Here is a 23,857-nt window from a genome sequence, read left to right as displayed (position 1 = left end):
CTGTATCCGCGCTCCCATCCGCGACGGCGCGCGACTCGGGCGTCCATCCGGATCGAATCCGACTTCCGGACCGCCGGAGCCGGCGAGGCGCCGACGGTGAACCTCACCTGGCCGACAGCTAACCGCCCAGTGAATCAGGCAACGCGCCGCACCTTCGGCGCTACGGTCGACCTTGTCGCAGTAGGACGACCTCGAGCACAAGGGATACTGATCATGGCTGACCTCAACGAACTGGCCGATGAAGCTGCCAAGGAACTGCTCAAGGCGATACGGGATCAGGCGCCGAAGGCCGATGACGTCAAACTGCTCAGACTCGCGCAGGCGTATTCGCTGGTCGTTTCCGCCGAGGTCACCGCTGAACTGTTCGACGAGTTCGAACCCGATGACGACGATGAACACGGGTCTGGTTCGTCCGCACCGGCGTAGCACACAGCTGGCCGCGCGGTCGTGGCAACCACCCGGCCGCCAGTTGGGGCCTGCCGAATAATCCACTTCCGCAGTCGATTCCATCGGTAGCCGCGGTAACCGAGTGCCCACCGGGCGCAGCGGCTGCGTGCGGTGGCTGACGGTAAACACTCGGCCAACACCAGGCCGGCATCACTCAAACTCTGTACGCGGGTGGCCTTTTCGCCTGATCAGGTGGATTGGCCGAGGTCGCCATCCAGACCAGGATGCTTCACTTGCACCCGGCACCAGGTCGACCGTTCTGGCACAGTAAGCGCGGGAGGTTGGTATGGGATGCCGAACGTGACGAACGACGGTGTTTTTCCGGGCGGGCCGCTCAGATGGATCCTGCTGCCTTTCCAGCTCACGGGATACGGGTGGTGGCTTCGCGTCATCAACCATCGTTCCCGAAAACCAATCGTCGGCACCTGCGACGCAGATGTTTCGCTGGCAAGTCACGGAGTGCGGATTCGCACCGTGTGGAAGACGATCGAAACGATCGGGCGCGGTGTGGAACGCCCTCGGCGCGTGATCCTCTGGTTGGCCGACGAATCCGCGGTCAGAAAACCTCCCCGCACGCTGCGGCGCCTGGTGCGGCGTGGCCTGGAGATCAACCACTGCGGGGACTTCGGCCCCCACAACAAGTACTTTCCCTACGTCATGGCGCAGGAACCGACGCGCACGCTGGTCACCGCCGATGACGACGTCTATTACCCGCGGACCTGGCTGTCGAGGCTGGTGGCCGCGCATCGCGATGGCGAGGTCACCGCCTATCGCGCGCGGATCCGCTCCGACGCCCCCTACGCGGGCTGGCCCATGTGCACGACCAGCGAACCGTCCGATCGAGTGTTCGCGACCGGTGTCTCCGGTGTCGCTTACCCGCCGGAACTGTTGTCGGTGCTGCGGCGTCGTGGCGACGCCTTTGCCGCGGTGTGTCCGCACGCGGATGATGTCTGGCTGCACTTCGCGGCGGTCGCCAACGGAATCCCCATTCGCCAGGTCTCGGACGTGGCCGCGAACTGGTGGCCGCAACTGGGAGTGGCCGGCATCGGGCTGTGGGCCGAAAACGTCCTGCACCACGCCAACGACCTGGTCATCGAGCCCACACGCCGCGCGTGGTTGGACGTGAAGCGGGCGTGACGCGGTCCCGCATTTCGCCGAATCCGATGTTCGCAGGTCTACCGACTCAATCGGGCCGGCCGCGACGTCCCGCCCGCGTGGCGAAGTCGTCGAGGGCACTCAAGACCTCGGGCGCGCGCCAGGCTCTGTTGCGCGCGCGGTCGGTGAATTCGACGATGATCCCGGCGTCGGTCAGTGGATCGACGTATCGGCGCGCGTTTCCGGTCCTGACGCCGAGTTCGCGCTGGAGAAGTCGCGCGTTGAAGACGGGATGTTTGATGAGAAGGTCGGCGACCCGATGGACAGCGGAGTCTCGGCGGGCGATGATCCTGGCGTTCCATTCTTCGCGAAGTGACCTGAGGTCGGCGACCAGTCGACGCCCGTTGGCAACAGCCAACATTGATGCTTCCGAAAGCCGCTCGACGATTGGCGCGGGATCACCGTCGCGATAGGACCCGAGGGCGCCGAAGTAGGCATCGGTGTCGGTGAGTAGCCCGGCCGAGACCGGGACGGTGATCTGCCGCGTGAGTCGCTTATGCCGCAGCATCGCCTGAATGAGCGCGCGTCCGGTACGTCCGTTGCCGTCGGTGAAGGGGTGGATGGTTTCGAACTGCGCGTGGGCGATGGCGATTTGGGGGAGCGTCGGCATGGCGGCGCGGCGGGTGAAGGCGATCAGGTCTTCGATGCTGTCGAGAACGCGGGCGTGGTGTGGAGCCACGTAGTCGGCGCCCCGGGGGCCGAAGTTACCGCCACCGATCCAGACTTGTTCAGTGCGCCAGTGGCCGGCCGAGGCGGGATTGCTGTCACGCATGAGGGCGGCATGCATCGCAAGGATCGCGTTCTCATCGAGTCGGTCGGCCAGTGCGACGGCCGCCTTCATCGCCTCGGTGTTGGACACGATGAGAGCGGCATTGCGCCGACTGGTGTCGCCGAGGGCTTCGGCCTCGGCGATGGCGCGCGCTGATGCGGTCAGATTCTCGATGTTCGAACTTGCCGCTGACTCGGATCGCAGCAAGACCGCGGAAAACGGGGCGATCTCGTCGCCGAGTTCGGCATCGAAACGGGTGATCTCGTTGCTCGCTTCTTCAGCGTCGGCCAGGACTCCCGCGGGTAATGCCACGGTGAGGTCGGCGATGGAGGCGGGGACCGCTGCCTCGTACTTTCCTGCTTGTCGCTGCGCCGCACGGAGGTCCGCCAGTCCGTAGCCTGCTTCGACGGGCGCATCCCAGGTCAGCGACTCGTACCCGATCGCGGTGCCGGAGCTAACTGATGCCATACCTCGACGTTAGCATCACTTGTGGTTGTAAGTGATGCTATCGGCCCGAACTGGGATCCGTGGAGGCGCGCGTCCCGGTTCGCGACGACGTCGTCCAAGACGGGCTCAGCTCACCGCGCGTGCCACCCGGACTTAGCAGTCCACACGAGATGTTGGCCGCCGTGCGCCAGACGGTCGAGCCGCGCCAGCGCGGAGGACAGTGCGTCGGTCAGTGGCAGTTCGCCGTCGGGGTCGCAGATGGCGAGCAGGCGTCGCACCGCGGGACTGCCGACGATCACCCAGTCCACGTCGCTGCGCGCGCAGTGCACGCTGATGTAGTACAGCGCGGTGAAGCCCTGACTGCCGAAGAAATCCACGGCCCGCAGGTCGAGCACCAGTTGCCGGGAGATGCGGGTGTGGCGTTCGACGTAGCGGCCCAGCGCCCGGCCGTTCACGGCGTCGATCTCGCCGATCACCGCGATGGCCATCCGGTGCGCAGAACACCGGCGTACGGCGAACGTCGCATGACCGCATCGCTCCTGCTCATCCGTGACCGCGGTGCGCGGGCGGTAGATGGTTTTGGTACCGACGGCGACCATCCTCACTTCCACAAGTGTCGTTGCAGAGAAGCCTTGTGGGGTATCCCGACGTCTTTGCCGGCCAGCTACCGCACTCAGGCTGCGCCGATCGGGCGCCTGCGCGGGCTGGGAACTCAACCACCGCAAAGGGTAGTACGAATTTCGCAGCCTGTCGTCGACTTGAACACATTTCCCAGATCCTTGCCCTGGGAAGGTGTTTCGTGGATCTGCGGATCCACTCGCGGCGGCAAAACTGCCAGTCATCGTTAGGCGCGCTACGGAATTAGTCGTCGCGTCCGGTGTGCGCTGCCACTACCGCGTGGTTTCCGCAGGTGTCGATCACCTGCTGCGCAATGCTGGCAAATCCTGCGCTAAGCCGCCGCTGCTGTCAGCCGATCTGCTCGCGCAACGTCGCCAACGCCCGGGCGAGGAGCCGCGACACGTGCATCTGTGAGACGCCGATCCGTTCGGCGATCTGGCTCTGCGTCAGGTTGTCGAAGAAGCGCAGCTGCAGAACGAGGCGGTCACGGGCAGGGAGCTTCGCCAGCAGCGGCTGCACCGTCTGGATGTCGATGACCCGCTGGATGCCCTCGTCGGGGCCGCCGATCGTGTCCAGAAGCGTCAAACCGTCGCCATCGCCGGTGCGCATCGTCTCCTGCTCGGTGGACCGGGTGGAATACGCGTTGGCCGCGACGAGGCCCTCGACGATTTCGTCCCGCTCCATTCCCAGGAACTCGGCGAGTTCGCTCGGGGTCGGTGCGCGATTGAGTTGATGGGTGAGCTCGGACCGCGCGCTGTTGAGTCGTACGTTGAGTTCTTTGAGGCGTCGCGGGACTTTCAGCGACCAACCGTGGTCGCGGAAGTAGCGACGCACCTCGCCCATCATGGTCGGTACGGCGAAGGCCAGGAAGTCGTTGGCCGAATCGACGTCGAAGCGGTTGACGGCGTTGAGCAGCCCGACCCGCGCCACCTGCACGAGATCCTCGTGCGCTTCGCCGCGGCCGCGGAACCGGCGCGCGATGTGGTCGGCCAGCGGTAGGCAGCGTTCGATGATCGCGTCGCGTTGGCGTCGGTATGGCGCGGATCCCTCGTCGAGCAGTGCCAACTCGCGGAACATGTCGACGACGTCGTCGTAGGCGCTGCGGCTGCGCGAGCGCGTGTTTCGGGGCTTGGTGTGGTCGACGGTGTTGGTGTGTTCAACAGTCTTGGAACGTTCAATTGTCTGCACAGTAACGGCTTTCGGGTCTCGAAACGCGACGCATGGAGTGCTCGGTGCTGGGTCTGGGGTATGACCCAGGGTCGCCGACCCCGGTGGGTAAACCGAGACGATGGATCGTTCGGTTGGGTCGCGACATTGCTCGCCGTCTGTTTCCTTTGCGGGCGAGTCATCTGACGGGAGTGAGCACCCTCGTCTACGTTGTGGACCGCTCACTAGCGATTGGCATTCGGACCAACGAATCACGCCGGGTTCTCGACATGCGCTTGCTGCGGTAGGTAGTCACCGATGAGACGCAAAGTTCCTGGAGGCTCAAGGACTTACCTCTCGAACGCGGTGACTCACTTCTATCACCTTCCAATGACAATACGGGTCGGTTCGGTATGTGCAACCCGGAGGGACTGCAGGATTGGCCGCCGGAGCGTCGATCGAACGACCGTTTTCGACCGCTGAGCGGCTAAAACCAGACTTTTCGTCCGCCGACGGGGCGGCCGACGGCGCCGAGGATCCACAGCACGATGCCGACCACCACGAGTATTCCGCCGATGGTGTAGAGGATCGAGAGGCCGGTGAAATAGCCGATCAGCAGAAGGATGATTCCGAGGATGATCATTGTGCTCCGATCCGAGGTGGTGTGGTCCTGAGAGGAATTGCCGAACTGGTCAAAACCAAACATCGGCGGCGCTCGTCGTCCGGTCAGCAGGGCAGAGGAGACCGTCCAACGTCCCTTGCGCGACACCAGCGCCATCGCCAAGGCGAGGCCGAAGACCGCAAGAACCGCCGTCGTGGAGACATGCTCCTCGCTCCCGGGGCGGCAGGCGCAAACCGCGTTTGCCGGCACCGTTGGCGGGGTAAGGCCGTCGGATCCCTACGGAGAGGAGTCCGGCACCATGAGAGTCATCCGTCGTGGTCGTTCCCTGGTCCGTCGCGGTCTTCGGGTGCAGCGCAGGATCGCCCTGGCCCAGTTCCTGTTCTGGCCCGGGCTGATCGGTGCCGGGCTGGTGGTCGGCGTCGCCGTCCTGAAGCGAGTACGCGATGGTGCGCCCGGCGATGAAGCCTTCCGCGTCGACATCGTCTCGGCGAGTGCCGGCCGTTGAAAGTGGAGTGAGAGAGAAAATCTTCACTTATCCGGCCTGCGGCAACAGCGGGTGACAGGAATCGCGCTGATCTACGCCGCTGTCCTCGACGACGTCCTGTGCCGCCGGCTCGGTGTGTCCCATGGTGAAGTGCGCAGGCGTGCAACGTGATCGGATGTTCCCGGTAAGTCGCGCAGATGGTGGTCGACCCGGTTTGCCAATCATCACCCGCACCTGCACGTCGCTGGTGGCAACGCCGACAGCCTTTGCATGAATTGCCAACATGAAATTGTAAGTTTGGTTGATTTCCGCCCTGCACATTCTGGACGCAAGTCGACGGCGACGCCGTTTTATTTTCGAGCAGCGGGGGAGTTCCGAATGCGTAGAACCACAGGCAAGGTACGGAGGAGCGCGGTCACCTGTGCGGCGGCCGCGGTGACCGCGGGGCTGGCGATGGCGACTGCCACGCCGGGGTGGGGTGTCAGCACCGCGTTGGTCATCGGAGGAATCGGCACGCCCACTCTGCACGACGTCGTGATGTCCGAGCTTCTCGGGGGCGCCCTGCGCGATTACGACCAACGCAGGGCGGTCAGTTGGCCGGCGCAGGCGCGGCCGTACACCGGAGCCGCCGACATGACGCTCGGCGATTCGATCGAGATCGGGACCGCCAATCTCAACGCCGACATCGACGCCGCGCTCGGCCGTCTCGAGCGCGATGCGGATGGCAATCTGCTTGAGGGTGAACGGGTCACCGTCGTCGGACTGTCGGCGGGGTCGCTGGTGGTCACCGAGGTACTGAGGGAATGGCAGAGCGACGGTGAGGAGAATCCGGAAGCGGACGAGATCAACTTCGTCGTCGTGGCGGACTCCAGCCGTCAGCAGATCATCGACGACACCGAGCGGTACAACCCGGTATACGACTACACGTACCGGCGCGCGCCCCAAACCCCTTACGACACTGTGGAAGTCACCGGTGAGTATGACGGTCTGGCCGATTTTCCGGATCGCTGGTGGAACCTGACGGCGGTCGCGAACGCACTGGCCGGAGCGGCGGTCCGGCACATACTGGCCATGTTCGCCGATCTGTCGCAGGTGCCCGACGAGAACGTCACGGTCACGCAGAACCTCCTGGGCGGCACCACGACCCGTTATCTTGTTCCCGCCCAGCGGCTCCCGCTCGTCCTGCTCAACCCTTCACTTGCGCCCCGGGAAGCCGAGTTGAAAGCCACTGTCGACCGGGGCTACAGCCGCAACGATCCGGTCCGTACCGCGCTGCGCACCCTGACCAACGAGGTTCCCGACGACGTCGAGGACACTGTCACCCCGCAGGACACGCAGGACGAGGTCGAGGCGTCCGAAGGGGACGGTGCGGCCCCGACGGGCACCTCCGCGGATCACGCGGAAGTGTCGGAAGCGACGGCCGAAGATCGCGACGTCACGGCCGACGACGCCGAGGCTCCCGGTGACGAGACCAGGTCGACGGAGGACGTTGACCGCGAAGCGACGGAACCGGACAGCGAGTCCGACGACACCGTCACACAGAACGATGCCGAGCCCCGTGAGAGTGCCGCCGACACCGCAGCGGAAGATTCCGGTCCGTCAGATTGACGGGGCCGAGCAAGCCAGGGGTCATCGCGCCGACGCCGGGTGCACCTGCACTTCCTGGGCTTTCACCACGAAGTGCACGGTCTGCCCCGGGGCCAGATCCAGGTCGGCGGCTGCTGCGGCGGTGATGTCGGCGGCCAGGCCCGTCGCGCCGTCCGGCTGATCGGTGCCGCGCACCCGCACGCCCGCACCGTGCACGTCGATCCCGGCGATGGTCACCGCGATCACGTTGCGTGGGCTGCCGTGTGGTGGGGAGAGGTGAACGGCGACCGCCGCGGGCTGGAACAATGCGACGGCCCGCGCGCCCGTTGCGACGTCGCCCGCCCCCGAGATGACGGAGCCCCACGAGGTGCGCACGACGCCGGACTCCACGACGGTGCCCGCGACGAGGTTGACCCCGGCGATGCGGGCGGCGAAGTCACTGCGCGGCGCCGTCAACACATCGCGCGCCGGTCCGCTCTCGACGATCCGGCCGTTGTCGACGACCACCACCTTGTCGGCGAGGGCCAGCGCGTCGAGCAGGTCGTGAGTGACGACGATCGCCGTGCGGCCGCTGTCCCGCAGGACCTCGCGGAGCAGCCGGCGCAGCGCAGGCGCCGTGGTGACGTCGAGCGCGGCCATCGGTTCATCGAGCAACAGCAGATGTGGCTCGGCGGCCAGGGCGCGGGCGACCGCCACCCGCTGCGCCTGACCGCCCGACAGTTGCGCCGGCCGCCGGTCGGCCAGCTCGTCCGCTCCGACGGCGGTCAGCCATCGCCGCGCCGTGGCACGCGCCGTCTTACGCGACTCGCCCCTGCATCGGGGCGCATAGGCGACGTTGGCCGCCACGGTCATGTGCGGGAACAACATCGCCTGCTGGCTGAGCATCGCGACGCGACGCGCATGCGCCGGTACGAATGTCCCCGTTGCCGTGTCGGTGACCACCGCGTCACCGAGTTCGATACGCCCGACGTCCGGACGCAGCAGGCCGGCGATCAGCATCAGCAGCGTGGACTTGCCTGCGCCGTTGGGGCCGAGCACGGCCAGCACCTCGCCCTCGTCGACTTCCACGTCGAACTCGACAGCGCGCTGATGTAGACGTGTCTGCACATGGACGCTGCTCACGGCGACCCTGTCCACCTGCGACCCGTCGTGGCGATCACGATCCCGGCGGCGAGGACGATCAGCAGCAGCGACAGCGCCACCGCGGCGTCGGCGTCGGTTTCCCGCTGCAGATAGATTTCCAGCGGCAGTGTTCTGGTCACGCCCTGCAACGAGCCGGCGAAGGTCAGTGTCGCACCGAACTCGCCGAGCGAGCGCGCGAACGCCAGCACCGCGCCCGACACCAGGCCGGGCAGCACCAGCGGCAGCGTCACGGTCCGCAACACCGTCGTCGGCTTGGCGCCGAGCGTGGCCGCGACGTTCTCGTACCCCGACCCCGCCGAGCGCAGCGCACCTTCGAGACTCACCACCAGGAAGGGCAGCGACACGAACGACTGCGCCAGCACCACCGCGGTGGTGGAGAAGGCGACCCGGAGACCGAGCACCTCGAGGTGCTGGCCGAGCAGGCCCTGCCTGCCGAAGGTGTACAACAACGCGATGCCGGCGACGACCGGAGGCAGCACGAGAGGAAGCAGCACGAGGGCACGCAGCACCGATTGGCCCGCGAACCGTGCACGAGCCAGCACCAGGGCCATCGGAACTCCCAGCAGCACGCACACCACGGTGCTGGCGGTTGCCGTCTTCAGACTCAGAAGCAGTGCGGTGCGCGAGGATTCGGAGGTGATCAGCGGCAGGAAGTTCGGCCAGTCGATCCGCAGAAGAACCGCAAGCAGCGGCGTGATGACGAACAATGCGCCGAGCGCCGCCGGAAGATAGACCCAGACCGGCAGCCCGACCTGGATCGTCCCACCCGTCCGCCGCACGGTCATGGGGGGCCGAAGCCCGCCGCGGACAGCACCTCGCGCCCCTGCGGGCCGGTGACCAGTGCCATGAACTGTTGTGCGGCGTCCGGATTCCGCGACCCGGCCAGCGCGGCGATCGGATAGGTGTTCGCGGCGACACCAGATTCGGGGAAAGCGATCTCGGTGACACGGTCACCGGCGGCGACGGCGTCGGTGACATAGACCAGACCCGCGTCGGCCTGCCCGGAGGTGACCTTGCCGAGCACATCGGCGACGGCGGACTCCTCGCTCACCGGGGTCAGCGTCGCGCCGGCGGCTTCCTCGACCCGCTCGGCGGCCGACCCGCACGGCACCTGCGGCGCGCACACCACGACCTGCGTCCCCGGCCTGGTGAGATCGCCGAAAGACGTGATGCCCCGGGGATTTCCGGGCGGGGTGACGATGGTCAGCGTGTTGGAGGCGAAGTCAGCGGGCTGCCCCGCGACGAGACCACCGTCGACGGCCTTGGTCATGTTCCTGGTGTCGGCGGAGGCGAAGACATCGGCGGGCGCACCCTGCGAGAGCTGGGCGACGAGATCGGCGGATCCCGCGAAGTTGAACGTGACTTCTGTTCCAGGATGGTCCTTCTCGAACCGCGCTCCGAGTTCGGTGAACGTCTTCTTCAGCGACGAGGCGGCGAACACATTGACAGTGCCGTTCGGGGTTGCGCCCCAATCGGTTCGTGAGGAAGAGCATCCCGCCACGAGTACCGCCACGCTCAGCGCCGAGGCCAAGCCGAGCGTCGACCTCATGAGACTCCGGCCGGCGTCTCGACGATCACGGTCGTCGCCTTCACCACCGCGACCGCGACGACACCCGGTTCCAGGCCGAGTTGCCGGACGGATTCGGTGCTCATCAGCGAGACGACGGTGAACGGGCCGCACTGCATCTGTACCTCGCTCATCACCCGGTCGGCGGTCACCTTGGTGACCAGACCGACGAGCCGGTTGCGCGCCGAACTGCCGACACCCGACGGGTCCGGCGGCGGCGAGGCGTGGTCACGGGCGAAGTCGGCGAGCGCCCTGCCGTCGATGACTTTGCGGCCCGCGTCGTCCTTGTAGGAAGGCAGGCTGCCGCTGTCGATCCAACGACGCACGGTGTCGTCGCTGACGCCGAGCAGGATCGCGGCGTCCTTGATGCGGATGTCGGGCACAACCCCTCCACGGCAGATCGGGTCATTCCGCGGATGCGGAGCAATATGACCTATCCAATCATGCTCGCGGATCAATCCGTAGAATATGCACGTAGTTGCGGTATGCCTGTGGAGGCTAGTCGTCCTCGTCGAGTACCGAGAACGGCTCGGTGGGATCCTCAACGACCATCAGCTGTGCGGCCGATTCGGACGGCACGACCTTGCGGGTCAACGCCTGCAGCGCGCGCTCGGTGCCCACGTCGTGCCCGGTCTGCTCGGAGAGCAGCCACCGGACCTCCAGCAGATCGCAGTACGCCTGGATGGGGGTCCCGGTGCCGCCCACGGCCGCGTACGCGCGGTGCATGGTGGGTGTGGCCACCTCCATCACCCACAACTGGGCGGCGGTGCTGTCGTCGACGTCGTGGCCGGCTTCGCGACACAACTGGCTCTGATAGGCCTGCAGGTCGCCGAGCAGGATACGGGCCTGCCCTTCGCCGACGTCCATCCCGGTCAGCCGACGCAGCTGGGTCGCGTGATACCTGCGGTCACCCACCGCGACATGCAGCCGGAGCTCGTCCGTCCCGGAGCTGACGGGCTGCAGGGACACCTCGTCGACGGCGAAGCCGAGCTCGTTGAGCTTGCGGATCGTCCCCTCGACCCGGTAGCGGTCGGCGAAACCGAAGGTCGGTTCGGCGTGCAGTAGTTCCCACAACTGTTCGTAGCGTTCCCTGATGCCCACGGCCTCGGCAATGAAACCTGGTTCCAGGTCTGGTCTTTCGAGTTTGGCCGCCAGGTCGAGCAGACCCGCCGCCACGTTCTCCACGGTGATGTCGATGTCGTGGGTGCGCTGCCCCTCGGACAGCGCAGGGTGGATTTCGCTGGTTTCGGCATCGACCAGGAATGCCTGCAGTACCTGGCCGTCTCTGGAGAACAGTGTGTTGGCCAGCGAGCAGTCACCCCAGAACACCCCGTGCCGGTGCAGTTCCACCAGCAGCGTGGCCATCGCGTCGAACAGCCGTGCCCGGTGCTTGGGGGCATCGGGTGGCAGCCGCATGAACAGGCGCCGGTACTGCCACGAGCCGACGAGGTAGCGGGTCAGCAGGATCGCGGCGTCGAAGTCGGACTGGAACACCAGCCCGGCCGGGCGGACCGCGTTGAGTCCCATCTGCTCGAGCCGACTGAGCACGCCGTACTCGCGGCCGGCGATCCGCGGTGGCAGCTCCTTGAGCGCCCACAACTCACCGTCGGACTCGACGAACCTCACCAGGTGCCGACTGGGGCCCACCGCGATGACGCGCAGCGGGACCTCGGGCGCCGTCCAGTCGGCGAGCGGCCGTTCCCACGGCAGCGCGATCAGTCCCGGGCACGGGGCCCGCAGCCGCAGTTCGGGAGCGGCCATCGCCGGAGCGGCCCCGGCTCAGCCGGTGGTCGCAGCGTGCCGGCCTGTGGACTCGGTTGCGCGCGTGAGGTTGTCACCGGAATGCGGATCGAACAGGTGTATGCGCTCGGCGTCCAGCCACAGGGTGGCCTTGTCGCCGGAACGCACCCGACTCAGCGGATCGAGCTCGACGCAGATCTGGTGGCGCAGCTGCTCGCTGTCCAGCTCGCTGGCCAGCTCGGCCAACTGCTTCGAGATCTCGGCAGAGGCCTCGAACGGCACGAACGCGTACTGCTCATTGCCCAGCCACTCGGTGACATCGATAGTGACGTCGAAAGTGACACCGCGCGAGGCCTTGTCGCTGTCGACGAACTCGGCGTCCTCGAAGGCGCCGGGCCGGATCCCGGCGATGTAGAGCTTGCCGTCCTCCACCGCGCCGCGCCACTCGTCGCGCAGCGGGATCGTCGTGAACGGCAGCTCGATCTCACTGCCCTTCACGCGGGCAGGGACGAAGTTCATCGGGGGCGATCCGATGAAGCCGGCGACGAACAGGTTCACCGGTTGGTCGTAGAGCTCGCGCGGGCTGGCAACCTGTTGCAGTAAACCCTTTTTCAACACGGCGACCCGGTCACCGAGGGTCATCGCCTCGGTCTGGTCATGCGTGACGTAGACGGTGGTGACGCCCAGTTTGCGCTGCAGCCGCAGGATCTCGGTGCGCATCTGGCCGCGCAGTTTGGCGTCGAGGTTGCTCAGCGGCTCGTCGAACAGGAACGCGTCGGCCTCGCGCACGATGGCGCGTCCCATCGCCACGCGCTGGCGCTGACCACCGGAGAGGTTGGCCGGCTTGCGGTCGAGATGCTCGCCGAGTTCCAGCGTCTTGGCCGCCTCGTTGACGCGCTGGCGGATCTCCTCGTCGGAGAGCTTGCCGGCCAACCGAAGCGGGAACGCGATGTTCTCGAACACCGTCAGGTGCGGGTACAGCGCGTAGTTCTGGAACACCATCGCCAGGTTGCGGTCGCGCGGGGCCAAGTCGTTGACCCGCTTGTCACCGATCAGCATCTCGCCCGACGTGATGTCCTCCAGGCCGACGATCATCCGCAACAGGGTCGACTTACCGCAGCCCGAAGGGCCGACGAGGATCATGAACTCGCCGTCGGCGATGTCCAGGCTCACATCGTTGACCGCCGGATAGCCGTCACCGTACTTCTTGACGATATTGCGCATCGTGATTGCTGCCATGGGGCTATCCCTTCACTGCTCCGGAAGTAAGACCGGCGACGATGCGCCGCTGGAAGATGAGAACCAGGATCACGACGGGGATCGTCACGATCACCGACGCGGCCATGATGTAGGGGACGGGGGATTCGAAGTACGAGGCCCCCTGGAAGAACGCCAGTGCGGCAGGCACCGTGCGGGCACTGTCGGTGGACGTCAGCGAGATCGCGAACAGGAAGTCGTTCCAGCAGAAGAAGAACGTCAGGATCGCGGTGGTGAACACCCCCGGCGCGGCCAGCGGGACGATCACCTTGCGGAACGCCTGCCATTGCGTGGCGCCGTCGACCTGTGCGGCATGCTCCATCTCCCAGGGGATCTGGCGGAAGAACGCCGACATCGTCCAGATCGACAGCGGCAGCGCAAACGTCAGATACGGGATGATCAGACCGAGCCAGGTGTCGTAGATCCCCAGTCCGCGCCACATGTCGAACAGCGGCCCCACCAGCGCGGCCTGCGGGAACATCGCGATGCCCAACGCCAGCGACAGCAGCAGCTTCTTGCCGGGGAACTCCAGGCGGGCAATGGCGTACGCGGCGAACATCGCGATGATCACCGAGATCACCGTGGCGATGACCGCGATGCCGATCGAGTTGATCAGCGCCCGGGTGAACAACGGTTGGCTGAAGATCTGCGCGAAGTTGTCGAAGGTGATCGAACTCGGCAGGAAGGACGGCTTCCCCGAGACGATGTCCGACGGCGGTTTGAACGCCAGGCTGATCATCCACAGCATCGGCACGAAGCTGTAGATGACGATGACGATGCCGGCGATCGTCCACCACTTGGTGTTCTTGGTCACTGGTCACCCCTGACTTGCGAGAGGTCGGTTTTGAAGACCTTGATGAATATCCAGGCGATGCCGACGACCGATAGGAACAGCAGAACCGAGACCGCCGATCCCATACCGAGATTCACCAGTGTGACGTTCTGCCGGTAGGCCAGGAACGAGATCGTCTCGGTATTGTTGGCACCCGCGGTCATCACGTAGGGGTTGTCGAAGATTCGCCACGCGTCGAGTGTGCGGAACAGCAGGGCGACCATGATCGCGGCCTTCATGTTCGGCAACGTGATCTTCCACAGCCGCTGCCATGCGGTGGCACCGTCGACCTTGGCGGCCTCCTGCATGTCCTCGGGAACCTGCACCAGACCGGCCAGCAGAAGCAGCGAGATGAACGGAGTGGTCTTCCAGATCTCGGAGAGGCAGATGACGAAGATTGCCGACCACCGGTCGCCGAACCAGTCGAACTCGGTGAGGTTCAGCCACTGGTTGACGAAACCCGAGTCGATGGCGAATGCGTAGCGCCAGATGAACGCCGACACCACCGTGACGATGCCGTAGGGGATCAGGATCGCGGTGCGCAACGGCCCGCGGCCCCGGACGATGCGCAGCATCACGAACGCGAACCAGAATCCGAGCACCAACTCGATGGCAACCGTGACGACCGTGATCGCCAGCGTGGTGACGAAGTCGTTCCACCACAGCGGGTCGGTGAGGATGACGAGGTAGTTGCTCAGCCCGACGAAGCTGCGGCCCTCAGGGTCGGTCAACCGGAAGTTGTACAGCGACAACACCAGTGCGTAGCCCAGCGGGTAGGCGGTGACGAGGAGCATCACCACATACGACGGCAGGGTCAGGTAGATCCCGAGCCGGCGTTCGCCGCGGGCCCGTTCGCTGACCGCCGGTGTGCCGGGGTCCTTCTGGATGGGGGCTTCGTGAAGTGCGGTCACAGCAGCCGCCTCCCCGCCAGCACGTCGGCCATGAATTGATCTGTCCTTTCCGGGGTTTCAGCGTTGACCGAGGCGGGTGGGTGCCAGGTCTGCTGGATGGCGCCCGAGATGTCGGTATAGAACGGGGTCGGCGGACGGGGGCCGCCTTCTCCGATGGACTCCCGGATCAGGTCGGCATTCTCGTAGGTCTCCCGGATCTCAGGATTGTCGTACGACGCGGCGTACGGCGAGGGCTCACTCTCGTCGAGCATGTACTGGGTGGCCTTGGGCTCTGCGTTGATGCACTCCACCAGCGCGACGGCCTGGTCCGGATGTTTGGTGTAGGCGCCGATGCCGAGGTTCGCACCACCCAGCGGCGGCGCACTGGGCCGGTCCGGCGAGACCCTCGGGTAGCGCGCCCAACCGATGTCGTCGACGACCGCCTGCGGCAAGGTGCCCTCTTCGGCGGCGCTGCGGGCCGCCGCCAGCACGTAGGGCCAGTTGACCATGAACATGCCCTGATCGGATTGGAAGTTGGCGCGTGCCTGCTCTTCCGAGGCGTTGGACAGGTCGGTCGGCGCCGCGCTGGACCGGCCCAGGTTGCCGACGATCTCGGCGGCCTTCTCGCCGGGCGGGGTGGCCATGGAGGGTTTGGCGTTGCGGCCGGCCTCCACGTCCTGAAGCAACTCGCCACCGCCCGAGAGCACCAGTGCGTTGATCCACACCGTGTAACCCTCGTAGCGCTGCGCCTGGACGGCAATCTTCTTCTGTTGTTGCTCAGCGGCTTTGAGCATCTCGTCCCACGTGAACGTCGGACTGGCGGGGTCCACGCCCGCAGCGGCGGCATGAGACTTGCGGTACCACAGCAACTGGGTGTTGGACTTGTAGGGCGCTCCGTAAAGCGTGTCCTCCCACATGCCGGTCTCGACCGGCGCCGGGAGCATGCCTGCGGTGAGCCGGCTGGTCTCCTCCTCGGTGTACGGGCGCAGGAAGCCGGCGTTGGCGAACTCGGCGGTGAACACCACATCCATGCTGACCAGGTCGATCGACGAATCGCCTGCGGCGAGGCGGCGCACCATCTGCTCGCGTTGGGCGGTCGCGGTGCTCGGCAACGATTCGATCCGGACCTGGTAGGCGCCGTTGGAGGCCTCGGCGCATTGCTCCGCGCGGGCCACGGAGCCTCCGTTGTCGGGAAGGATGTACCACGTCAGCGTCGGGGGACCGCCCTGACTGCCGCACCCGGACAACAACGACGCCGCGATCAGAGGCGCGGTGGCCAGTGCGATCGCACGACGTCGTCGCCCGCGGGCGAACTGATTTCGTTTCATCACGTCCTCGTCTATGAAGTTGTGGTCTCCGATGAGGGCCACGGGCAGCACATTCGGTACGTGTGAGAGTGTGTCACACCTCACAGCGCTGGTGGGGCAGCGGTCTCAGCGCGGCGGGGCGGTGGATCCGCGGACCACCAGGCGGGTCGGCAGCGTGGTGACCGATGCCGGCGGTCCGGACGCATCCCCGTCGCCGAGCCCTCCGAGCACCACCCGGGCGGCGATCCGACCCTGTTCGCGAACCGGCTGGGCGACCGTCGTCAGATCGCTGAGTTCGGCGGCGGGATGGTCGTCGACACCGATCACCGAAACCTGTTGTGGTACAGATATTCCTGATCGACGCAGGGTGCGCAGCGCGCCGAGCGCGATCTCGTCGGAGTGGCAGAACACCGCGGTCGGCGGCCGGGAGCGGCTGAGTAGCGTCTCCATTCCGTGTGAGCCACCGTCGACACTCCACTTCACCGTGACCACAGTCGGGTCCGCGAGACCGGCCTCCTGCATCGTCTGGTGAAATCCGCGGATCCGGGCCTGATCGGTCGCCCACGGGATGTCGGTGTCGTCGGCGGCCTGGATCATCGCGATGTCGTGATGGCCGATCCGCAGCAGATGGCCGACGGCCTGCTGGGCGGCGCGCTCGTCGTCGATGCCGACCCACGGCCGGTGGTCTTCGGTGCGGTGGCCCCCGACGAACACGGTCGGCACCGCGAGTTGATCGAGCCGGGTGCGCTCCCGCGCGGACAGAGGGAGGGAGACCACGACCGCCGCGTCGACCTTGCGACGCAACGGAAGTGCTTCGAAGAACCGGTGACGGGCCGCCGATGTCGGAAGCGTGCACAAGATCAGATCCATACCGACGGTGTCGAATTCGTCGGCGATGCCCGCCAGGATCGTCGAGTAGAACCACGCATCCACCCGGGGCACGATGACCCCGACGCGGCCGGTGGGGCCGCCCGACAACCGTGAGGCCTCCGGCGACACCACGTAGGCGAGCTCGCGCGCCGCCGACAGAATGCGGTCGCGGGTGGCGGCAGAAACCCCGGACTCGCCGCGCAGGGCACGGGACACCGAGGCGATCGAGACGCCCGAGCGTCGCGCGACGTCGGTCATGTTGACGGTCTGCTTCGGAATCATCAGGTCGCAACACTATCTGAACGTAACTATTTACGTATGGACAATACAGATTGACAATATGGTGCTCCCGCGGGAATCTGAGTGAGAAAACGTTTACGCACCGTGTGGAGGAGTTCGCCCGTGGCCCCCGAAGAGTCGCCCTGGTGGCAGACCGCCGTCGTCTACCAGGTCTACATCCGCAGCTTCGCTGATGGAAACGGCGACGGCGTCGGCGACATCGCGGGTCTGCGGGCCAGGCTGCCGTATCTGGCGCGGCTCGGTGTGGATGCCATGTGGATCAACCCGTGGTATCCGTCGCCGATGGCCGACGCGGGGTACGACGTAGCCGACTACCGCGACATCGAGCCGGCCTACGGCACCCTCGAGGATGCGCGGGCGCTGATCGCGGAGGCGCACGCTCTCGGAATCCGGGTGATCCTCGACATCGTCCCCAATCACACGTCCGACCAGCACGCGTGGTTCCGTGCCGCCCTCGCCGGCGAGCCCGGCGCCCGGCGGCGCTACCACTTCCTGGCTGGGCGGGGTGCCGACGGTGAGCTGCCGCCCAACGACTGGCAGAGCGTCTTCGGGGGCCCGGCGTGGACGCGGGTGGACCGTGGTCCGCTGGAAGGCCAGTGGTATCTGCATCTGTTCGCTCCCGGCCAACCGGACCTGAACTGGGAGAACGACGAGGTCCGTGCGGAGTTCGAGGACATCCTGGCGTTCTGGTTCGACCGTGGTGTCGACGGTTTCCGCATCGACGTGGCGCACGGGCTGGTCAAAGCGGCGGGCCTGCCCGACGGGGCGGGCGTCGATGCGGAGCCGCACACCCTCCTGCAGGTCCAAAGCCGCCACCCCGCCTGGGATCAGGACGGCGTGCACGACATATACCGCGGCTGGCGGGCGGTGGCCGACCGCTACGCGCCCGAGCGGATCTTCATCGCAGAGGCGTGGGTGTCCAGCAACGCCCGGCTGGCCCGCTACCTGCGGCCCGACGAACTGCACACCGCGTTCCAGTTCGACTTCCTGCGCACCCCGTGGCGTGCGCAGATGCTGCGCGAGGTCATCGACGACGCGATCGATTCGGCCGCGTCGGTCGGCGCGCCGCCCACCTGGGTGCTGTCCAACCACGACGTCACCCGCACCGTGACAAGGTTCTCCCGCTCGCAGCCCGCCCACCTGATCGAGACGGACTGGGAGCGGGGCCGTTGGGAGGACGAACGGCCCGACCATGCCCTCGGGCGCAGGCGTGCCCGCGCCGCGGCGCTCGTGCAGCTCGCGTTACCGGGAACGGCCTACGTCTACCAGGGTGAGGAACTCGGCCTCGAGGAGGTCGAGGATCTGCCCGACGAGGCGCGTCAGGACCCGACGTGGGTGCAGTCCGGATTCACCGACGTCGGTCGGGACGGGTGTCGGATCCCGTTGCCCTGGACCGAAACGTCGGTGCCCTACGGATTCGCGGCACACCCCGCAGCGGTGACGTGGTTGCCGCAGCCCGAGCACTGGGCCGAGCACAGCGTGGAAGCGCAGGAGCGCGATCCGGGTTCGACGCTGAACCTGTACCGCTCCGCCCTGGAACTCCGCCCGACGATGTGGCGTGACACCGGGGACGTCAAGTGGCTTGAGGTGGCGTCCGACATCGCGGCGTTCGAGCGCGGGGGAGCGCAGTGCTGGGTCAACACCGGCGACGCCGGCGTGCCGCTGCCGGCCGGAGCGGCGGTGGTGCTGGCCTCGGAGCCCGGGGTCGACGGCATGCTGCCGCCGGACACCGCGGTGTGGTTGCGGTAGTTCCCGGCAGAAGAGGTCTTTATGCTCTGACCTCGGGGTCACGCGCGGAGCAATCCTTGGAGGGAGGACGACCACACCTGAAGGGGACACGAGGCGATGACCACGAACTTTCCGGACAGCGTGACCCTGCGGTCGGCGTTGTCGCTGGCGAATCGTGCGCCGTCAGTGCACAACTCACAACCATGGCAGTGGCGGGTGGGCGACCACAGTCTGCACCTGTTCGCCAACCCCGATCTGTTGCTGCCGCACATCGACCCGGACGCCCGGGACTTCATGCTCAGCTGCGGAACGGCGCTCAACCACTGTGTGGTGGCGCTGGCGGCGCTGGGTTGGCAGTCGAAGGTGCACAGGTTTCCCAACCCGGCTGATCCGAATCACGTCGCAGCGATCCAGGTGCATCGCTACCCAGCGGCGGAGCTCGACATCACCCTGGCCGCCGCGATCCCGCGGCGCCGCACGGACCGTCGCCACTACAGCCCATGGCCGGTGCCGCGGGGGGACATCGCCCTGATGGGCGCCCGGGCTGCCCGCGCGGGGGTGATGCTGCGCCGCGTCGACGACCTGGACGCCCTCAAACGCTTGGTGAACGAGGCCGCGTTCCAGCACCAGTCCGACCAGGGTTACCTGGCCGAGCTGGCCACCTGGAGCGGCCGGTACGCGTCGACGGCCGGAGTTCCCGCCCGCAATGTGCCCGACGGCGACGGCACCGGACCGATTCCGTTGCGAGCCTTCGCCGGTGGTGTGCTACCGCAGACCCCGAACACCGAGCCGGCCGACGACAACGCGGCGGTGCTGGCACTCGGCACGGTCGAGGACGACCGATTGTCCTGGCTGCGGGCGGGAGAGGCGACCAGCATCGTGCTGTTGACCGCAACGGCGCTCGGGCTGGCGTGCTGCCCCATCACCGAGCCGCTGGAGATCGCCGACACCCGCGAGGCGGTCCGTCGTGACGTGTTCGGCACCGACGGACATCCGCAGATGCTGTTGCGGGTGGGATGGGCACCGGTCAACGCAGACCCGCTGCCCGCGACCCCACGCCGTGACGTGACTGAAGTCATTGCCCACCTTGACGGGTCGCCCATCGCGTGAAGGGCGCCTGGTTGCCGCTATTCGCCGTCCGGCCGATGGTGGCGCTCGAGCTTGGACACGAACACCGCGGCCTGGGTGCGGCGCTCCATGCCCAACTTGGCCAGTAGCCGGGACACGTAGTTCTTGACCGTCTTCTCGGCGAGGAACATCCGGGCCGCGATCTGCTTGTTGGTCAGGCCCTCACCGAGCAGGCCGAGCAGCACGCGCTCCTGTTCGGTCAGGCCGGACAGCGGGTCGGTGCGCTCACCCTCACCGCGCAGCCGGGCCATCAGCGCCGCGGCGGCCCGGTTGTCGAGCAGGGAGCGGCCCGACCCGACGTCTTTGATGGCCTGGGCCAGTTCCATCCCCTTGATGTCCTTCACCACGTAGCCGCTGGCGCCGGCGAGGATCGCGTCGAGCATCGCCTCGTCGGAGGTGAATGAGGTCAACATCAGGCAGCGCAGGTCGGGAAGCCGGGAGAGCAGGTCCCGACACAACTCGATGCCGTTGCCGTCGGGCAGGCGGACGTCGAGTACCGCGACGTCGGGCTGTAGCGCAGGGATGCGCGCCAGCGCCTCGGCAACGGATCCCGCCTCGCCGACCACGTCGAGTTCGGGGTCACTGCTGAGCAGGTCGATCAGTCCGCGCCGGACCACTTCGTGGTCGTCTACCAGGAAAACCTTCACCATGTTGCGACGTTATCCCCCCAACGGGTCGGCACCCGATCACAGTACGTTGTGCGGTTCACACACCAGTATCGAACAATCGGTGTCGCGAAGGGCGGCGTTGCCGGGAGGTCCGACGAGAGCAGCCACGCCGCCGGGCCGGTTGCGGCCCGCGACCACCAGTTGCACGTCGCCCCCATGCGCCGCCAGATAGTCCAGAGTGTCGATGCGTTCGCTGACCGGGACGATCTCGACGTCGGGGTAACTGCGTTGCCACTCGGCGAGCCTGCGCTCCCATGCGGCCGAGGCGTGCGATCTGGCGTCTGGGTGCGTCCGTGCCGGGATCAGCACCCGCGCAGGTACCCGCCGTCGCTTCGCTTCGGCGAGACCGCGCTGCATCACGGCGCCGTCGGTGAACTCGATGACCACGGCACGGTCCCTGCGGTGGGGACGGTGCGAGCGCACGATTGCGACCGGGCAGAGTGCCGACGTCGCGAGTGCCACCGCGGTCGACCCGATCCGGCCCTGGGTGGAGTGCTTGAGTCCCCGGGCCCCGATGCACAGCATCGCCGCGGACCGGGCCGCCTCAAGCAGCGTCTGAACCGGTCTGCCCTGCAGGATCTCCACCTCGATCTTGACCGGCCGCTCGACCGACTCCACCGCGGCCAGTGCGTAGCGCAGGGCCACCTCTGCGGTGGCGATACTGCGCGCCTGGTCGTGCGGATCGACGGTGCCATGCTCGCCGGCGTCGACCACATACACCAACCGCAGCGGCATGTCGTGGTCGACAGCTTGCTCGATCGCCCACAGCGCGGCGTCGACACCAGCCGGCGACCCGTCGATACCGACCACGATGCACGCGCTCGGTTCTAACATGCTGCACCTCCGCGTATCTCGAGCACTTCCCGGACCGGCCGGCGGGGCGTCGGCGGCGGGGTGGCGTCCATCGCCGGGGCCAACCCCACCCGCACGAGGGCCTGGGGGATCGCCGTGCCACCGATCAAAGAAGCGAGGACGTCGCGCCCTTCGGGCACTTCGGTGACATGGGTGACGGTGCAGGTCGACATTCCCGCCATAGTGGCATCCAAAAGGACGGCCGACAACGCTTCACCACAACGTAATACGCTCTCGCGGGAGTCGTCCACTGTGGACAGCACCAGCACGCCGGCGCGGTCCTCGTCGAGGTGGCCGCGGCGTTCCGGCGACGCGGTGACCGGAAACGACCGTCCGATGTCCACCCGTTCGCTTTCGGTCGCCGTGATCAGCGCACTGCGCGGAATTCCTTCGCGTTCAGCGAAACTAGCTGTCCACCAATGTAATTCAGCATGGTAGCGAGCATCGTAGAGGCGCATCGCCTCGGCCAGGCGAGAGACTTCGGCCAATGGGCTGCGCAGGTCTTCGGCGACGACGTGCAGTTGCGCGGGACCGCGTCCGGCGGCGCTGGTCAATGTGTCGGTCAGCCGCTCCCAGTCCGGCGGCGCCGCCAGCGGAAGACGATCGCTGTGACGCAACAGGATCGCATCGGCGCGTCGCTTCTGCTCATATGAGACCTCGCCTGCGGCCGCGAACTCGATGGTGGCCAGGTGATGCGGATCGGCCGAATCGGGAAATCGCCGGACCGAGGTGTTCCAGCCGGCGGCGGTCATCGCCACCCGGAAATGGTCGAGCGCGGCACCGCAGCTCAGCAACGCCTGGCGCCCGGTGGCGTCGGCGGAGCGGATCACGCGCGCAGGGTCGACGTACAGATCCAGCCTGTGGTCGACGACCACCCACCGCCACGGTTGGCTGTTGTGAAGCGACGGTGCCCGGCAGGCCAACTGCAGTGCGTCGACTATCGCCTCGATCCGAATTCGTGTCGCAGGCATCCCGGCCCTCCATTCGGTTCACCAACAACAGTGCTCGCCGCAGCGTTCGGCTGACAGGGTCAATGGTCCTCATCCGCAGCGCGGATTCGCGGGCACTGTGGTGCACCGTTGGTGGCCGTCGCACGCACCGACCCAGCTGAAGTGCGGCAACGGCTTTCGCGGTGCGTGGACGATCTGCAGGAGGTCGTCCAGGACATCCGCACGACGATCTCCGGCCCGCGCGGCAGTTCCTCGGACGTCACCCGGTTGCGGCAGCGACGAGGCGGTGGCGGCGTCTACTGGCTCGGGGCTCCGCGCCTCGCTGCAGTACGTCGGCCCGTTGTCGGTCCTCGACGCGGCGCTGGCCGATCACGGCGAAGCTGGCGGTTCGACAGGCGGCCGGCAACGCAGCTCACCGGTCTCGTCTGTGACGGGAACGCCACTCCTTCACAACGGTTGGATAACGCCGGTTCTGTCGCGGCGGTGATTTCTCAAATTGTCGGTTGAGTAAGCCCAGTAACTACGCGGATGTAATTCGCGCGGCACGAACGCAGAAGGACTGGGAGCACATGTCACGGACGAAAAAGAGCATCGTCGTTGTCATGATGGGCAGCGCGGGATTGTTCTTGAGCGCCCCGCTGCTGGGCCCCTCCGCAAACGCGACCCCCACCCGGGGCGGCGTGCCCTGCGTGGGCATTCTTCAGCAGGTGATCTCCCGTCCGGGCGACATCCCCCAGGCGCTGACCGAAACGGCGCGGTCGTTCACCAACCCGGGGCAGCCCGCTCCGCCGGTCGTGCGGCCGCCCGCCAGCAGCTCGTCGTCGGTCGGAACACCGCCGGTGCCGCCGACCCCGCCTGGTTCGGTGGTCCGGCCGTCCTCGGGTGCCACCCCGCCTGTTCCGCCGACACCCGGGACGCCGGCGTCGACAACGACCGGGGTTGGGACACCGCCGGTTCCGCCCACGCCCCCCGGATCCACGGTCAGGCCGGCAGCGGGCGCGACCCCGCCTGCGCCGCCCGTTCCGGGAGTCCCCGCGGGGACCCCGATCGGTGGTGGCACTCCGCCGCTGCCACCGGTGCCGGGCGCCCCGGCAGGCACCCCGGTGGCCAACGTGGCGCCGCCGTCGCCTCCAGTTCCGGGCGTCCCCGTCATCGGCGACGGCGGGGCGGCGCTGCCTCCGCTGCCTCCGGTTCCCGGTGGACCCGCAGCGGTGCCCGCCGGTGTGGTGACGCCGCCGGCTCCTCCGATTCCCGGCGGGCCCGCGGCAATGCCGGCTGGTGTGGTGGCGCCGCCGTCTCCTGCGCCGCCGGGCGCACCGATCTTCGGTGAGGCCGGGGCGGTGCCGCCTC

23 protein-coding genes and 1 pseudogene are annotated in these 23,857 nt (G+C 67.1%); 6 read left to right on the top strand and 18 right to left on the bottom strand.

Translation table 11 applies throughout. The features are described 5' to 3' along the window. Positions 1-96 precede the first annotated feature (96 nt). Together BN976_RS34165 and BN976_RS00115 are read left to right on the top strand one after the other, a co-directional pair. The gene (locus BN976_RS34165) at positions 97-426 is read left to right on the top strand and encodes a putative universal stress family protein (protein ID WP_133167793.1); all 330 of its coding nucleotides are present in this window, start codon (positions 97-99) and stop codon (positions 424-426) included. Positions 427-972: 546 nt separating this feature from the next. Then, entirely contained in the window at positions 973-1,584 is a 612-nt protein-coding gene (locus tag BN976_RS00115) for a hypothetical protein (RefSeq protein WP_133167794.1), read from the top strand. A 46-nt stretch (positions 1,585-1,630) separates the two neighbouring features. Here BN976_RS00115 and BN976_RS00110 read toward each other — a convergent pair whose 3' ends face one another. The 4 genes from BN976_RS00110 to BN976_RS33990 form a co-directional block, all read right to left on the bottom strand. Continuing rightward, a complete protein-coding gene (locus BN976_RS00110) occupies positions 1,631-2,839 on the bottom strand; it encodes a Fic family protein (RefSeq protein ID WP_036366945.1) in 1,209 nt (402 codons plus the stop codon). A 110-nt stretch (positions 2,840-2,949) separates the two neighbouring features. Then, a complete protein-coding gene (locus BN976_RS00105; RefSeq protein WP_036366941.1) occupies positions 2,950-3,417 on the bottom strand; it encodes an STAS domain-containing protein in 468 nt (155 codons plus the stop codon). A gap of 367 nt (positions 3,418-3,784) precedes the next feature. Then, on the bottom strand, positions 3,785-4,615 hold the full coding sequence (locus tag BN976_RS00100; protein WP_263997081.1) for a SigB/SigF/SigG family RNA polymerase sigma factor: 831 nt from the start codon (positions 4,613-4,615) through the stop codon (positions 3,785-3,787). A gap of 454 nt (positions 4,616-5,069) precedes the next feature. Continuing rightward, entirely contained in the window at positions 5,070-5,453 is a 384-nt protein-coding gene (locus BN976_RS33990; RefSeq protein WP_162144931.1) for a hypothetical protein, read from the bottom strand. 49 nt (positions 5,454-5,502) lie between these two features. On the opposite strand from BN976_RS33990, the gene BN976_RS33470 reads away from it, so the two are divergent. Together BN976_RS33470 and BN976_RS00090 are read left to right on the top strand one after the other, a co-directional pair. Then, positions 5,503-5,709, top strand: coding sequence for a hypothetical protein (locus tag BN976_RS33470; protein ID WP_145977894.1), 207 nt, complete (start codon positions 5,503-5,505; stop codon positions 5,707-5,709). Positions 5,710-6,066: 357 nt separating this feature from the next. Beyond that, complete coding sequence (locus BN976_RS00090) at positions 6,067-7,296, top strand: PE-PPE domain-containing protein (protein WP_011779755.1); 1,230 nt, start codon at positions 6,067-6,069, stop codon at positions 7,294-7,296. 21 nt (positions 7,297-7,317) lie between these two features. Here the strand turns inward: BN976_RS00090 and BN976_RS00085 are convergent, their stop codons facing one another. The 10 genes from BN976_RS00085 to BN976_RS00040 form a co-directional block, all read right to left on the bottom strand. Beyond that, entirely contained in the window at positions 7,318-8,397 is a 1,080-nt protein-coding gene (locus tag BN976_RS00085) for a sulfate/molybdate ABC transporter ATP-binding protein (RefSeq protein WP_011779756.1), read from the bottom strand. Further along, positions 8,394-9,203 (bottom strand): ABC transporter permease, encoded by an 810-nt coding sequence (locus tag BN976_RS00080; protein WP_011779757.1) that lies wholly within the window; start codon positions 9,201-9,203, stop codon positions 8,394-8,396. The genes BN976_RS00085 and BN976_RS00080 overlap by 4 nt, the downstream gene beginning before the upstream one ends. Next, entirely contained in the window at positions 9,200-9,967 is a 768-nt protein-coding gene (modA, locus tag BN976_RS00075) for a molybdate ABC transporter substrate-binding protein (RefSeq protein WP_036366934.1), read from the bottom strand. The genes BN976_RS00080 and modA overlap by 4 nt, the downstream gene beginning before the upstream one ends. Next, the gene (locus BN976_RS00070) at positions 9,964-10,368 is read right to left on the bottom strand and encodes a TOBE domain-containing protein (protein ID WP_036366931.1); all 405 of its coding nucleotides are present in this window, start codon (positions 10,366-10,368) and stop codon (positions 9,964-9,966) included. The genes modA and BN976_RS00070 overlap by 4 nt, the downstream gene beginning before the upstream one ends. A 115-nt stretch (positions 10,369-10,483) precedes the next feature. After that, positions 10,484-11,746: a DUF4032 domain-containing protein gene (locus tag BN976_RS00065; RefSeq protein ID WP_036366928.1), complete on the bottom strand. Its 1,263-nt coding sequence runs from the start codon at positions 11,744-11,746 to the stop codon at positions 10,484-10,486. An 18-nt stretch (positions 11,747-11,764) separates the two neighbouring features. Beyond that, entirely contained in the window at positions 11,765-12,964 is a 1,200-nt protein-coding gene (locus tag BN976_RS00060) for an ABC transporter ATP-binding protein (protein WP_036366925.1), read from the bottom strand. Between the two features lie 4 nt (positions 12,965-12,968). Next, positions 12,969-13,796: a carbohydrate ABC transporter permease gene (locus BN976_RS00055; protein ID WP_036366923.1), complete on the bottom strand. Its 828-nt coding sequence runs from the start codon at positions 13,794-13,796 to the stop codon at positions 12,969-12,971. After that, on the bottom strand, positions 13,793-14,725 hold the full coding sequence (locus BN976_RS00050; protein WP_011779763.1) for a carbohydrate ABC transporter permease: 933 nt from the start codon (positions 14,723-14,725) through the stop codon (positions 13,793-13,795). The genes BN976_RS00055 and BN976_RS00050 overlap by 4 nt, the downstream gene beginning before the upstream one ends. Next, positions 14,722-16,074 carry an extracellular solute-binding protein gene (locus BN976_RS00045; protein WP_234935524.1) on the bottom strand — a complete coding sequence of 451 codons (1,353 nt, stop codon included), beginning with the start codon at positions 16,072-16,074 and terminating at the stop codon, positions 14,722-14,724. Before BN976_RS00045 ends, BN976_RS00050 begins: the two co-directional genes overlap by 4 nt. 63 nt (positions 16,075-16,137) lie before the next feature. Next, complete coding sequence (locus BN976_RS00040) at positions 16,138-17,163, bottom strand: LacI family DNA-binding transcriptional regulator (protein WP_011779765.1); 1,026 nt, start codon at positions 17,161-17,163, stop codon at positions 16,138-16,140. Positions 17,164-17,283: 120 nt separating this feature from the next. On the opposite strand from BN976_RS00040, the gene BN976_RS00035 reads away from it, so the two are divergent. Continuing rightward, on the top strand, positions 17,284-18,930 hold the full coding sequence (locus tag BN976_RS00035) for a glycoside hydrolase family 13 protein (RefSeq protein ID WP_036366918.1): 1,647 nt from the start codon (positions 17,284-17,286) through the stop codon (positions 18,928-18,930). A gap of 96 nt (positions 18,931-19,026) precedes the next feature. Beyond that, positions 19,027-20,019 (top strand): Acg family FMN-binding oxidoreductase, encoded by a 993-nt coding sequence (locus BN976_RS00030; RefSeq protein WP_011779767.1) that lies wholly within the window; start codon positions 19,027-19,029, stop codon positions 20,017-20,019. 17 nt (positions 20,020-20,036) lie between these two features. Here the strand turns inward: BN976_RS00030 and dosR are convergent, their stop codons facing one another. The 4 genes and pseudogenes from dosR to BN976_RS33700 all read right to left on the bottom strand — a co-directional run. Next, positions 20,037-20,687 carry a hypoxia response regulator transcription factor DosR/DevR gene (gene dosR, locus BN976_RS00025; protein ID WP_011779768.1) on the bottom strand — a complete coding sequence of 217 codons (651 nt, stop codon included), beginning with the start codon at positions 20,685-20,687 and terminating at the stop codon, positions 20,037-20,039. A gap of 36 nt (positions 20,688-20,723) precedes the next feature. Then, complete coding sequence (locus tag BN976_RS00020; protein WP_036366911.1) at positions 20,724-21,539, bottom strand: universal stress protein; 816 nt, start codon at positions 21,537-21,539, stop codon at positions 20,724-20,726. Further along, entirely contained in the window at positions 21,533-22,528 is a 996-nt protein-coding gene (locus BN976_RS00015; protein ID WP_036366908.1) for an Acg family FMN-binding oxidoreductase, read from the bottom strand. The genes BN976_RS00020 and BN976_RS00015 overlap by 7 nt, the downstream gene beginning before the upstream one ends. Positions 22,529-23,207: 679 nt before the next feature. Beyond that, positions 23,208-23,857 (bottom strand): annotated as a pseudogene (locus BN976_RS33700) (hypothetical protein); the annotation flags it as partial.

It is taken from the genome of Mycolicibacterium austroafricanum (assembly GCF_000612725.1).
Classification (GTDB): domain Bacteria; phylum Actinomycetota; class Actinomycetes; order Mycobacteriales; family Mycobacteriaceae; genus Mycobacterium; species Mycobacterium austroafricanum.
The sequence above is the reverse complement of the archived record's forward strand: the minus strand, read 5'-3'. Positions and strand labels throughout refer to the sequence as shown.